The organism is Sessilibacter sp. MAH3 (genome assembly GCF_054658275.1).
Map to the genome: position 1 here is coordinate 95,709 of NZ_BAAGIE010000010.1, position 12,711 is coordinate 108,419.

General features: G+C 63.4%; 15 protein-coding genes. All 15 read right to left on the reverse strand.

What is annotated here, in order from left to right; genetic code table 11:
• Window positions 1-3 precede the first annotated feature (3 nt).
• On the reverse strand, window positions 4-1,014 hold the full coding sequence (locus tag ACYQ2C_RS08170; protein ID WP_460101440.1) for a hypothetical protein: 1,011 nt from the start codon (window positions 1,012-1,014) through the stop codon (window positions 4-6).
• Window positions 1,011-1,319, reverse strand: coding sequence for a hypothetical protein (locus ACYQ2C_RS08175; RefSeq protein ID WP_460101438.1), 309 nt, complete (start codon window positions 1,317-1,319; stop codon window positions 1,011-1,013). The genes ACYQ2C_RS08170 and ACYQ2C_RS08175 overlap by 4 nt, the downstream gene beginning before the upstream one ends.
• A gap of 10 nt (window positions 1,320-1,329) precedes the next feature.
• Window positions 1,330-1,593 (reverse strand): PAAR domain-containing protein, encoded by a 264-nt coding sequence (locus tag ACYQ2C_RS08180; protein ID WP_011366988.1) that lies wholly within the window; start codon window positions 1,591-1,593, stop codon window positions 1,330-1,332.
• Window positions 1,590-1,964 (reverse strand): hypothetical protein, encoded by a 375-nt coding sequence (locus ACYQ2C_RS08185; RefSeq protein WP_015721232.1) that lies wholly within the window; start codon window positions 1,962-1,964, stop codon window positions 1,590-1,592. Before ACYQ2C_RS08185 ends, ACYQ2C_RS08180 begins: the two co-directional genes overlap by 4 nt.
• A 12-nt stretch (window positions 1,965-1,976) precedes the next feature.
• Window positions 1,977-3,026, reverse strand: coding sequence for a phage baseplate assembly protein V (locus tag ACYQ2C_RS08190; protein WP_460101435.1), 1,050 nt, complete (start codon window positions 3,024-3,026; stop codon window positions 1,977-1,979).
• The gene (locus ACYQ2C_RS08195) at window positions 3,019-3,438 is read right to left on the reverse strand and encodes a DUF1353 domain-containing protein (RefSeq protein WP_279521144.1); all 420 of its coding nucleotides are present in this window, start codon (window positions 3,436-3,438) and stop codon (window positions 3,019-3,021) included. The genes ACYQ2C_RS08190 and ACYQ2C_RS08195 overlap by 8 nt, the downstream gene beginning before the upstream one ends.
• On the reverse strand, window positions 3,435-3,809 hold the full coding sequence (locus ACYQ2C_RS08200) for a YcbK family protein (RefSeq protein ID WP_022993007.1): 375 nt from the start codon (window positions 3,807-3,809) through the stop codon (window positions 3,435-3,437). The genes ACYQ2C_RS08195 and ACYQ2C_RS08200 overlap by 4 nt, the downstream gene beginning before the upstream one ends.
• Entirely contained in the window at window positions 3,802-5,085 is a 1,284-nt protein-coding gene (locus ACYQ2C_RS08205) for a phage late control D family protein (protein ID WP_460101432.1), read from the reverse strand. The genes ACYQ2C_RS08200 and ACYQ2C_RS08205 overlap by 8 nt, the downstream gene beginning before the upstream one ends.
• Window positions 5,086-5,151: 66 nt before the next feature.
• Window positions 5,152-5,442, reverse strand: a complete 291-nt coding sequence (locus tag ACYQ2C_RS08210) for a LysM peptidoglycan-binding domain-containing protein (protein WP_460101430.1) — start codon at window positions 5,440-5,442, stop codon at window positions 5,152-5,154.
• On the reverse strand, window positions 5,439-5,909 hold the full coding sequence (locus ACYQ2C_RS08215; RefSeq protein WP_011366981.1) for a CIS tube protein: 471 nt from the start codon (window positions 5,907-5,909) through the stop codon (window positions 5,439-5,441). Before ACYQ2C_RS08215 ends, ACYQ2C_RS08210 begins: the two co-directional genes overlap by 4 nt.
• 3 nt (window positions 5,910-5,912) lie before the next feature.
• Window positions 5,913-6,224 (reverse strand): DUF7768 domain-containing protein, encoded by a 312-nt coding sequence (locus tag ACYQ2C_RS08220; protein WP_460101427.1) that lies wholly within the window; start codon window positions 6,222-6,224, stop codon window positions 5,913-5,915.
• Window positions 6,225-6,232: 8 nt separating this feature from the next.
• On the reverse strand, window positions 6,233-9,868 hold the full coding sequence (locus ACYQ2C_RS08225; RefSeq protein ID WP_460101425.1) for a phage tail tape measure protein: 3,636 nt from the start codon (window positions 9,866-9,868) through the stop codon (window positions 6,233-6,235).
• Between the two features lie 143 nt (window positions 9,869-10,011).
• Window positions 10,012-10,689 carry a T4 family baseplate hub assembly chaperone gene (locus ACYQ2C_RS08230; RefSeq protein ID WP_460101423.1) on the reverse strand — a complete coding sequence of 226 codons (678 nt, stop codon included), beginning with the start codon at window positions 10,687-10,689 and terminating at the stop codon, window positions 10,012-10,014.
• Between the two features lie 15 nt (window positions 10,690-10,704).
• Entirely contained in the window at window positions 10,705-11,166 is a 462-nt protein-coding gene (locus ACYQ2C_RS08235; RefSeq protein WP_011366977.1) for a phage tail protein, read from the reverse strand.
• A 15-nt stretch (window positions 11,167-11,181) separates the two neighbouring features.
• Window positions 11,182-12,711 carry a phage tail sheath C-terminal domain-containing protein gene (locus tag ACYQ2C_RS08240; protein WP_460101421.1) on the reverse strand — a complete coding sequence of 510 codons (1,530 nt, stop codon included), beginning with the start codon at window positions 12,709-12,711 and terminating at the stop codon, window positions 11,182-11,184.

Consider the following 12,711-nt stretch of genomic DNA (forward strand, 5'->3'; position numbering starts at 1 on the left):
CCATTACATGCCGACATTGGCGGGTTGGGATTGATAGCTCATGGCGTTGACCGCCGTCACTGTTCCGGTCGCGCCGTCGATTTCGAACACGGTCCAGACCGTGCCGGGGGCGTTGGGAACGTTGAAGGTCTGCTCACGGCCATCGCTCAAGAACACCTTCACCGATGCTCCGGACTGCGCCAGGCCGGTGCTCGGATTGGCGTTGCGGTTGGTGTAGTCGTGGACCGCGTAGCGGTAGACGCCGGGGATGAGCCGATGGATGGTGATGGTCTCCGGCCCGTAGGAACTGGTGTCGTCCACGTCCAATTCCGCCGCCTCGTTTTCGATGGTGTGGGAATAGAACACATGGAACCTGCCGCCGGATGGCGTCGGTCCGGTGAGATGGGAATCGAGATCCCTGGGGTTCAGGCCCCACTGCAACACGATGCGGGCGACCTGGCCGTCGAGCTCGGGCGAGAGAACGATCTGGATGTCGCCGGAGGTGTTGGGGTCAGCGTTCACCCAGCCGTGCCAGGCGATGTATCCCGGCGCGGTGACCTCCACGTAATAGAACCCCTCGGGTACGGACAGCTCGAACCCGCCATAGGCGTTGGCGAAGGTCTGGTACGCCGTCGGGCCGGTTTCCGAGCGGCGGAATTCGATCAGCGCGTTTCCGACACCGCTGGTATTGAGGGCGTTGACCACCATGCCGCTGAGGAAGACCGTGGCTCCGCTGGCAAAGTCCGGGTGGTCGGCGAACCAGGACGGATCGCGGACCTCCACCAGTACATGGCGGAGGCTGTCCAGGACCGAGGATCGCCAGACCATGAGCACGGCGTTGCCGATGGTCCAGCCGCAGCGAATGACGCCATCCGGCCCGATCTCCGCGACCTCCGGGTTGCTGGAGGCAAAGACCGGGACGTTCACGTCGCCGCGCAGGGAGAGCGGAATCCGTTGCTCGAACTCGCCAGCGGATAGGCGGATGGAGCGAGGCTGTACCTCCCAGTGGTTATAGCCTGGCGCGGTATCCGTCATGAAGGAACCTCCACCGGTGCGGAGACGCCGCCACCATAGACCTCTACCTGAACGTGCCGCAGGCTGAGACGCTCGGGCGAATCCCAGACCAGAATCATGGCCGCTCCGGAACCGAAGCCGCATTCGACATTGCCGTCCTCATCGACACTGGCCACGTCGGGATTGGACGATTCGAACACCGGTGTTTCGGGTAGGCCACGGATCGAGAGCGGAATGCGCTGAACGAATGGGGATCGCGAGACGCGGATCAGCTTCGGGAAAACATCCCAGTAGTGCGGTTCCTGCGGTTGTTCGAGATTGTTCATGGCGTCCCCCTCAGTTGTCGATGGTGTCGGGACTGCCGGTAACGATGATGGCTCCGCAGGCGGTGATGTCGCCGATGCGGGCGTTGGGCAATCCTTCGGTGATGGTGTCGAAGCTGCCGGTCACGATGGGTGTCACGCCATGCCCCGGGATGGGACAGACGTGCAGGTCCCCCATGCGGGCCACCGGCATGCCGTTGTCCAGCGTTCGGCTTGCCCCGGTGATGATGACGCCGCCGTGACTGCTGATGTCGCCGAGTCGCGCCTGGGAGCTCATGGGTTCACCTTCAGCAGCAGATGGATCAGAAAGCCGACGAGTCCACCGATGGTGCTGCCGATGGTCAACACCAGGCCGACGATCTTCCACATGGTCTCGGTCCCCATCTTGGAGCCGACCCGGGCGTGCAGCCGGTCGATCTCCTCGGCGTGCCGGTGCAGATCGGAATAGATCGAGCGGACCAGCACCTCGACGTTTTCCTTGTCCGATTTCTTCTCGATTTCACGCTCGATCTTCTCGAGGCGGTCCTGGATTTCCCGGCGGTGGCTTTCGAGAATGCTGCGGAATTCCTCCCGCCAATGATCGAAGGTCCGGGCCAGCAATTCCTCGCTGGCCGAGAGTCCGGAGGGCGTTGTTGTTCTTTCTCCCATGCAATGCTTCCTTCAGGTGTTGATCAAGACAGTGTTCGTCGAGCGAATGATGATGTTTCCGGCCACCCCATCCATGAACACGAGGCTGCCGGACTTGTCGGTGGCGCTGATGCTCTCCTGGCCGGGCGCGGCGTTCATGCGCACCACCTGACCGGCCTTGTCGGTGAGCCGGATCTGTTCGGCGGCGGCGGTGGAATCGATCAGGATTTCCTGAGTGCCGTTGAGCCCCCAGATGTGAACCTTTTCCCGGCCCTTGGTGGTATCGATGAGGATCTTCTGCCAGCGGGAGCGGCCTTTGTCGCACGAGAGGATGTGGACCTTCTCCTTGTCCTGCCAGGCTTCGAGGATCACCTGCTGACGGCAGAGGTCGGTGAGCTGGATGCGGGCGCGGGAGCCGACGATCTGCGAGGCGATGTCGAGCTGGTCGCCTTTCTCGGCGTCCTTCGTGCCGCGCCGCAGGGCGTTGCCGCTCTGCATCTCCGGCTTCACCTTCCCTTCCATGGTGAGGATCTGCCCGGCGCGGTCGATGATCCGCAGCAGCTCGTCGCCGTCGCGGTCATCGGCCAGAATGGTGTGGCCGGTCTCGGTCTTGAGCAGGACCTTGAGGCGCGGGCAGTAATACGGCGGATGGCCGTGGTACTTCTTGTGTTCGAGATCGTCGTGCCGGTTGGCCTGATGCTCGACTTTGTCCTCACAGTCATGGCAGAAGGCATTCGCGCAGGTGCGCTTGGATTCCTCGGGTTGCTCGCCGGGATTGCTCTTGGCCAGCCAGACCCCGGTCCAGATCGGATACTGGACTACGCCGCCCTCGAACTCGGCCCAAACCGAGGCCCCTTCCTCGGGGACCAGGAACATGCCGGTGTCGTCGTTGCCGCCGTAGGGGAAACAGGGCGCGGCCCATTCGGACCAGTTCTCCCGCCCGCTGCCGAGCACGGCGGGGATTTCCAGCCGGACCCGGCCAAGGCGTTCGGGGTCGTTGTTGTCGCGCACGAAGGCCCGGTACTTGCCGTACCAGCGGTTGCGGTAGCGCTCCTCGGATTGACGGTCGCGGGTTTCAAGCATGCTCCGCCTCCCGCTTTCGACTGGCGTTCCAGGCCAGCCAGCCGCCCAGTCGAACCGCCCAATACATGACCTGCCTTTTCCACAGAGGCACGCCCAGGGCCGCCATCAGTTCGAGAAAGACGCGGTCGGCCGCAAGCCGCGAAACCTTGCCGGTGTGGTAGAGATAGTCGTGAACGACGGCCGCCGGGGAATATCGTCCCCAGGGCGGCACCACGCGCCAGAACAGGCGCGGCACCGAGGCGAAGTCGGTCTCGAACCCGGCGGGCACTTCGATGATGCGGCCAGCGCCGGTGCGGACACGGAACGGCTGGGTCAGCCTCGCGGTCATTCCATTGGGCAGGATCTCCACCCGAAGCGGCCCGGAGAGCCCCAGTGCAGTGCCGGAAAACAGGGTCTTGGTTTGGGCGCTCATGACCGCCACCTCGCCTTGCCCGACTGGCGCACGTCGAGATGGACCCAGGAGGCGTAGACGCCGATGCCGCCTTCGCGGAAGAGTGGAATCTCCTCGGCGATGACCGCCAGTTCTTCAGGCGAAACGCCAGCGGGACAGCTCACGTCCGCCGCCATGCCCAGCGTGTGAAAACTCTGCTCCGCGCCGCCCACCGCCTTGTTGTGCCGGTTGCAGCGAAAGCCGCTGGTGATGGACAGCGGTTTGCCGATGCGGTCGCGCAGCGTCTGCAGGGCGTCGACCAGGTCGGGATGGACCGCAGCCGAATGGCCGCAGCAGTTTTTGCCCTTGCAGGCGAATTCCGAACGGTTGAAATTCTTACTGAGATCACCCATTGCCGCCTCCTTGTGTGACCGCGCCGGAATCCGCGTCGATGGTCACCATGGCTGGCGGCTCGTTTTGCGGCGTAGGCGGGGCCTCCTTGTCGTTGGGTTTGCCCTGGGACTCGGCGGACTTGTCGCCCGCGCCCTTGCCGAGGGCGTTCTTCTTGAGTTTGAGTTCGCAGAGATAGCCTGCGCCGCTGATGCTGTGGCGGACCGAGTGGCAGTAGTAGATGCCGGAAAACTTCCGGCCCACGCCCTTGATCTCGACGTTCTTCTTGGCGCGTAGCTGGGGAATGCCGATGGTGGCGGCGTCCGCCTCGACCTGGCGCAGCTCGGCCTCGCGGAACTTGCCCTCGGCGCTGTCCTGGGCGGGCTCCTGGCGCGGCTCTTCGTGAAAGCCTTCGGAACGGTCGAAGTTGGGCACGATCTGCCCCGTCTCCTGTTCCTTGAAGCTGCCTTCGCCGGTGTTGCCGTCGACCAGATAGGTCTGCTTGCCCAGGGCCGTCCGCTCGGGCGTGGTGGCGTTGTTGGCCTTGTGCTCGACCACGTCCTTCTTGCGCGGGTCGACGCCGACCGTCTTGGTCTCGACACCCGCGCCCTTGGCTCCCTGGGATTGGGTGCTGGGGCGGAACGAGCGCAACAGGCCCTTGGTGTCGGTGAAATATTCGAGGGTCAGAAGCGGCGTCTGGTCGAGCTCGCGGGGATGGAAATGGAGTTCGTCGTCCTGGATGTAGAAGACATAGCCGCTCACGCCGTCGCCATCGCGGTCGCGGGCCTTTTCTGCCAGCTGCTTGAGGAACTGGGCATCCGAGATGTTGCTCTGGGTGACGCGGAGATGGATTCCCTTGGTGGCCGTGACCACCGGCGTGAGGCCGTTGGCGGCGGCGATTTGTTCGGCGATTTCCGAATAGAGGATGCCGGGAGCAGGTTTTTGCCAGACCTTCTGGTTTTCCTTGCCCGCCAGTTTGAAGCCCTTGTCGTAGGCCTTGATGCGGATGGTCGGATCACCGTTTTCCGGAAAATCGTAATCGATGTCCTTGATGACCGTCTTCTTGCGCGGGGAGAGGTTTCCCACGTAGCCGAAGCGGGCCACGATCTCGTTGCCTTCCTGGAACAGCGGATCGTCGACGAACTGCAGGTTGCGGTCGGTCACCGACAGTTCGAGGACATCCAACTCCTCCTCGTTGTCGGTGAAAACGAACGAGGTGATCTCCTGGGTGATGTCCTTCGAGAGGTCTTGCCCCTCGATCTGAATCAGAAATGTCGGTTTGAAGGTATCCAGATCCATGCGTATCTCCGGCGGTTCGCAGTTCCCTGCTTACTTACCGGAAGGCATGGCGAGGTGTCGGACGCTTCAGTCGAGCAGGCGCATCTGGACGTGTTCGCGGGAGGGAATGCGCAGCGCCAGACCCGGCTCGAGCGCCAACGGGAAAAAGAGGTCGTTGTAGTCGCAGATGATCCACCAGAGCCGGGCATCACCCAGATAGCGGTGCGCGAGCAGATCCAGACGGTCGCCCTCGACCACGATGTGCAGGCGGTCGTCGTGTCTGGGGGTGGTGTCGATGCACTGGCGCATGCCGAGGGAGGTGCCGTCGCTGTCCCGGTAAAGAACGCAGCGGGCGTATCGGGAATTGCGGCCGATCATGAGCGCACCTCCGACCAGTTGATGGAACGGTCCACATATTCCTCGAGGACGATGTCCACCTCGGCCCGTTGCGGCAGCAGGTTGTCCCGGTCGAACAGGCCGAAGAAACGCGCCTTCACCTGCCGGACGATGCAGGTCACGCCGGGGTAGAGATCGCCGAAAATGAGCAGTACGCGGTGCGGTGCGTTCTTGAGCATGGTTCCGGCGTGCTCCGGATATTGCAGCGAGCGGAGCCAGTCGACCTTCTGTTTGACCGGCCCCTTGAACAGCTCGACCTTGAAGGCAATCCGGCGCGGTTCCCCGGCGACGTACTGGTAGCGCGGGTGGCTCATGCCGGGGATCTTGATCGTCGCGTAGTCGGTCGACTTCTCGTCGCTGATGGAGTTGGGGTTGTACTGGAATTCGAGCCGCTCCCCCGTGTCGGCGTCCACCAGATATCCCTTGATGGGCTGTTGATCCCAGGCCATTGCTTACACCTCGGCGATCTCGAGGATCGGCTTGCCCAGTTGTTCGGCCCGGTCGAGTTCCTGCCGCATGCCGCTGGAAATGCCGTTGCCGGTGAACGCCCACACCTCGTCGCAACATTCCATGTAGGCCAGGCCGCAGGCGATGCCAGTCTCCCGCTGCTCGGGAACGCTGTCATCGGTGAATGTTGGATACAACAGGTGCGGCGCGAACGGCGCGTGACCGTTTCTCATGACCCGTCGGCAAAGCGCCTCGGCGACCTTCACGTTTCGGGCTATGTCACCCGCGAACGGGCTGCAGACAAAGATGCGTTTCATCGGTTCTCTCAAAGTGTTTCGTAGTTTCTGATCTTCCGCTCCCGAAGATCCTTGTAGACGGCCTCGGCCACCTTCCGGCCATCGATGTTGGTGGTCACGCTCAGTTCCACCGGGCGGTCGGCCAGACCATCGAGGCGCGAGAGCAGCGATTCCAGCAGTTCGCGCAGACCCGGACCGGCGTCCTCTCCCCGCAGGGGTGTCGCGGGAGCGGTGCGGGCCGGAGTAATCAACCGTTCGGAAGGCACCGTCTCGGCGAGTCCCGATTGCAGGGGCTTCGCTATCGGAGTCGGCGCGGCCGTTATGGGCCTCTCGATCCCGGCCGGAGCGGGAGAGGCACTTCCGATTTCCGGTGCCGGTTCCATCGCCAACGGCTGGATATAGCTCTTACTTACCGGCTCGACGGCCGCCGCGACGGTCTGCACGGTACCGTTCATCGGTTGCGGGGGTGGCGCGGCCGTGGCCATGACCGGCTGGAGCATCAGCATGGCGCTCAGGGCCTTGGGCACCAGGCGCTCGTCCAGACGCGGCACGAGACTGAGCACGCTTTCGATGATGCGTTGCCCAATCGATTCGGCGGGCGGCGCAGCTCCGAGCGGTTGCTTGTGCTCGGCCACCTGCGGAATAGGGGTCTGGACTCCCAGCATGGCGCGAGCGGAGGACAGCAAACCGTTGGCGATCCCGGCGCTGCGATCCTTGATCGCCTGAATGCCCGCGCTCGCGCCGCTGGAAAGCCTTTGCCAGAGGGATTGCCCCTCGGTACCGGCACTGGCAAAGATTCGGCCCACAGCCCCGGGGACGGCCGACAGCGTGGCAACGATCCGGTCGCGAACATTGACGGCTCCCGTGGTCAGCGCGTCCCAGGCATTGACCTGGGGCGGCTTGATCGCCAGCTCGGGCGTGCCGCCAAACAGGGATTGTTTGAGACCGCCGAAGATGGCACCGGCCTTGGCCGCGACGGTTTGTGCGCCGGAGGTCAACCCATCCCAGAGTTTTCCAGCCATCTGGAAGGGAGCCGAGGCGGCGTCCATGAGGTTGCCGCCCGCCGTCTTGATCTGCTGCCAGGCTCCCGCAGCGGCCGAGAGAATCCCGCGAGCGGCGAAGCCGAACACTTTCGCTGGCAGCGTCTGGGTAAGGCTCATGCCGTCGGCGAGGGTCTTGAGCAGCGCGGAGCCGGAGGCGGTCAGGCTGGCGAGCGGCCCCTCGCGGGCGTCGGAAAACGGCAGCAGATTGCGCAGCTTGCCCAAGGCGTTCTTGAGCATGGTGAAGGGATAGGTCACCGCCGACCAGATCCCTTCACCCAGGGTGATCAGTAGCTTCTTGCCCGCCTCGAAAAAGGTGGTGTCCCCGGCGAAGAAGGAGCGCACGGTGGCAAACAGATCCCGCAGGGTGCTGATGATCGGCAGATTCAAAATCGCCTGGCCGATCTGCCCGGCGGCGTCGGCCACCAGGCGTCCGATGGAGGTGAAGATGCCGGAAATGAAATTCCAGACGCCAACCACCACATCCCGCGCCCATCGGAACGGGGTGGCAAGAAAATCGTAGACAGCGCCGCCGATGGCCTTGAGACCGTCCAGCAGGGAGATGTCGCCGGTCAGCACCTGCCAGACGGAATAGACGATCTTCCCGGCGGCCATGAAGGCCTCGCCGATCATGCGCACGGGTAGCAGGAACTTGTAGATGAACTTGGCCGCTCCGACCAGGGACCCGACGATGATCTTGCCGACCCAGACCACGCTGCGCACCACCACCGCCAGGGCTCGGACGATGAGCGACAGGTTCCAGGCCACGATCTTCAGCGCGAATGCCAGCCCCTGCAGAAGCACACCGGCGACGGTGCCGATAACCGTGCCGAAGGTGCGCCAGGACGACCCGTCGGTGGCGCTGGCGGCCACGCCGAAGATCTCCACCACCGAAAAGACCGCGCTGGCCAGCGCCGCATAGGCGCTCATCAGGGTGCGGACGGTCGGTTCGAGGATGGCGCGGATGCGGCCAAAGGCATGGGAAAACGCGCCCCACAATCCAGCCAGGGCCTCACGAACGCGGTAATAGGCCTTGAAGACGGTGACCACGAAGCCCAGCAGTCCGGCGGATTCGAGCTTATGGGCCAGTTCGGCCGACATCTGCCCGACGCCGCCGCTGAGCGAGCCCACCAGCTCCCTGATCCCCCGGAAGACCAGCGAGACCTTGTTCCAGGCCCCGGTGATGACATCCTGGATGCCGCCGAAATTGGTTTCCCAGGCGCGTTTGAGCAAATACACCGAGAGGATCACGCCAGCGATAATCGCGGTGACGGGCAGAAAATAGGTCGCGACCGCCGAACCCACTCCGGCGAGCGCGGCGCTGATGGCCACGAATCCGGCCTTGATGGCGGGCAGCATGAGTCCCACCATGCCTACGGCGGCGGTGACGGCTCCGGCCACGACCAGAATGGTGCCGAGAGCCATGGACAGCCCCAGGACCACCCGGGTCACGCCCGGCATCGATTTAGCCATGCGTTGCAGAAACAGAATGAAGCGGGAGACGCCGTTGATCACCGGCGTCACCACCGGTAGCAGAGTGCGTCCCAGGATTTCGCTGAGGTTGGCCACCTGCTGGCGCAGGAGCAGGAACCGGGCTCCGATGTCCTGGTTCATGGCGTCGGCCATCTGTTCAGTGACCGCCGTGCCGGTCTTCATGGCCCGGCCCACCGACTGGATATTGCCTTCGAGGCTCTCCATGCCCGCCGACATCTGCAGCAGGAACTTGACAGCCTCGTCGGAGCCGAAGGCCTTCTTCAGCTTCACCTGGGCGGCGGCGTTGGAGAGATCGGGAAACTGGCGCTTGATCTCCTGCAGGATGGGAACCACGCCCTTGAGACGTCCGCTGGTGTCGGTGAAGGACAGGCCAAGCTCGTCACCGGCCTCGGCCGCCTTCATGATGAACGCCTTGTACAACGTGCCCGCCTCGGAGCCGGGCATGGTGGTCTGGAGCTGGCCGAGCACGGCGAGCTGCTCGTTCAGGGGAATGTTGCTCGCGGCCGCCACCGCACCGATGTTCTTGATGGCGTCGGCCATCTGGGTGCCGTTGGTCTTGAACGAGGCCACGGTCTGCGCCATGGCTCCGGAAAAGGCGGTCGCCCATTCCATGTCGTTCATGTCGGCCATGATGGGCTTGAAGATCCCGTAGGCCGTGGTGAAGGTGCCGACCATCTCCTGGGTGGTGGCCTTGGTCGCCTTGGCCGTCATGGCGGCCATGGAGGTAAAGACGCCCACCGCCTCGTCGCTGAGGTTGGACAGGGCCGATTTCACATCGTAGGTGGCGGTGATGAACGCCGCCTTGTCGGCACCGGACCACTGGTTGGTGAAGGATTCTGCGGCGTCCTCGATGGCCCGGAGGTCCTGCACGCCGAGGGACGCCAGCTCCCCCATAGCCTTCTGGGTCGCGGCGGTGGAGGCGACCAAGGCGGCGGGCACGGCCATCAGGGCCAGTCCCGCCCCCAGCATCATGGTGCCTTGCTGGATGCGGTCCAGGTTGCGGGTCATCCGCTCGCTGGCATCCGCCACGGTGGAATCGAGGTCCATCATGGAGCCACGGATGCGCTGCGCGTTCTGCGAGAACGCATCCTTCATCGATACCACTATGCCCAGTCCGAGATCGCCGTTCATCTATCGCCGTTCCGTTTGCTCACGTTCAAAATCAAGCTGCCGCTCGAGGGCCTCGACGAACTGTCGCCGGACCCTGAGCGGCAGCGAGCGGGTTTCCGACCAGCCCCAGTGCAGTCCGCCGTAAGCGAGAAAGAATGCGTCGCTTACAAGCGAACTCCGGGGAACAAAAAAGCCGGTTCTGCCTCCAGACGGGTGCGGATCTTGGTGCCGCAGCCATCGCATTCGGTTTCGACCGAGGTGTCGATTCCCGCGTCGACCCGCGACATCTCCTGTCGCAGCGCGTTGCGGTCGCGCATCGGCATTTCCGCCAGGCTCTTCTTGGAGGGAGCCTTGCCGTCGATGTCGAGGATGCGAATGAGCATGGCAGAGGAGATGTTGGGCTCGCGCAGGCTGGCCAAGCGTTTTTCCTTGTGGCCGTCGAGATATCCGAAGCGGACGGCTTTCTTGGAGCCGGGCAGCTTGAAGGCGAACTCCCGCTCCTCGCCGTAGGGGGTGACCTTGAGATCCTCGAGATTGACGGTCACGAAGTTGGTCATGCGGCAGGCGCTGTTCGGGCAGCTCAGCTCCAGCTCCACCTCGTCGCCGAGGGAGATCTGGCGCAGGCGGACCAGGGCGAACAGCCGGTCACCCGAGAGCAGGTTCATCACCTCGGAAAGATCGGGATCGGTCTTCTCGCCAAGCCGGACGAAACAGTTGCGGAGCACCTGGTTGATCGCCTCTCCGGAGCGGATCAGGCGCTGGTTGGTGAGCAGTTCTTCCTCGGCCCCGGTCATTTCCCGGAGCTCGAGTTCAGTGCCGCTTGGCAGTTCAAAGCTGTACATGGTCGATCCTCCGGTTTAGGTCCAGTATTGGAAGCAGATGGTGAGCTTCTCGATGGTGTTCTCGGTGTTGCCGCCCTCGAGTTCGTCGTATTCGAGCGCCTTCACCCAGGCCCCGTGCAGGGTCCAGCGGCGGGTCTCGTTGCCGGTGCGGTCGTAGCGGACAACATCGATGTCGCGCATGTAGTCGGCCGGAAGACCGCCGGTGACGGCGTTCACGTCCACCTGTTTCTTGATCCATTCGCGGGCCGCCTCGTCGGAGCCGTCCTGCAGGTTGCCTTTCTCGAGGGTGATGTCCTCGAACTTGACCCGACCCGCCACCTTCTGGTCGAACATCGAACCAGCCGGGGCAAAGGCCACTTCCTCGAATTCTGTTTTGGGCTCCTGTCCCTTGTGGAACAGGGCCACGTCGAAGCCGTTTACCTCGATGGCGAACTGCCAATTCTGGTAAAGGCTCTTGGGCATGTTTCCGCTTCTCATAGCCGTGTTCTCCCGTTAGATGATTTCTTTGAAGTCCGCGCCGGTGCTGGTCAGGATGAAGTTCAGCTCGATGAACTCCGCCGTCTTGGTCGGCTTGACGAACACGCGGGCCACCATTTCGTTGCGGTCGATGACCGCCGGGGTATTGGTCTCCTCGTCGCACTGGAATGCGAAGTCGTAGAGGCCACCCTTGTCCTTGATGTCCTGCAGGAAGGGGTTGATCAGGCGGCCGAGGGCACGCCAGGTCTGGGGATGGTTCGGCTCGAACACCACGAAGCGGGAGGATTCCGAGATGGCTTCCTCCATGAACATCATCAGGCGGCGGACGTTGATGCGGTCCACGGCCGAGGGCTGGCTTTGCAGCGTCTTCTGGCCCCAGATGTTGATACCGGTGTCGGGGAACACGGCGATGACGTTGACCCCTTCCGGATAGAGCACATCGCGCTCGCCACGGCTGGTCTTGTAGGCCAAAGAGAGCGTGTTGAAGATGCGGCCACGGTCGATACCGGCGGGCGCGTTCCAGACGTTGGTCTTCTGGTCGCTGCGGGCGATGCAGCCCGCCACCGCGCCGCAGGGCGGCACCAGCTTCTTGCGCGAGTTGATCGGGTCGCTGATCTCCAGCCAGGGGTAGTAGAGCGCCGCGTAGGAGGAATTGAAGGCCGCGTGGCTGTACATCCCTTGGCCCTTGCGGAAGTCGACCGCCTCGAGCGGCTCCAGGTGCATGGGCGTGTCGGCGATGAACAGCAGATCCTTGCGCCCCTCGGCATAGGCGATTCCGGCGTTGATCACCGGCACCGTGGTGACACCGGGGACCATCAGCAGGTTCAAAGCGTCGATCTCGTCAAAGCCATAGAGGCCGGTATGCTGCGAGGGATCGCCGATGAAATCGGCATCGGCCAGATCGATCAACCCGTTGTTGCCGCCGATGAGCGTGAACACGCCCAATGCCGGACGGTCGCCAGGCGTTCCCGTTGCTGCGTCCAGATCCTGGACCAGGATGAAATCCGAGCGGTCGTTGATCGCCAGCTCCACATGGTTCGGCAGCGTCTCGTCCATGCTCAGATCCTTGAACACCTCGACCACATCGCCTTTGTGCCGGACCACCAGGTTGAAATGGTTGGCCGGGTCAAGGGAGCCGTCTTCGATGGAGACGGAGAGCCGGTCGCCCCAGACGCCTTCGTTCACGGCCTCGATCCGCAGGGCGTCGGCGGGCGTCGCCTCCCGGTTCTGCAGCACGATGGAAGACTTGAGCGCCGTCAGTGTGTCCCGGTCGGTGGGATCGGTCAGATGGGCGATGCGGGTGACATTGAGGACCGAGCCGCCGTTGTCGAAAAATGCCCGGGCGGCGTAGGCCAGATAGCTCTCGTTGATATAGGAGCCGAAACGGTTGATGAACTGTTCCCAGCTCGTCACCAGCACGGGCTTGTTGATCGGGCCTTTCTCGGCAACTCCGACCATGGCGGCCGACGAGGTCGAGATCTGCTTCACATAGAAACTGAAGTCCGTTTCCCGGGTGTAAATCCCGGGCGATAGATAGGTCGGCAT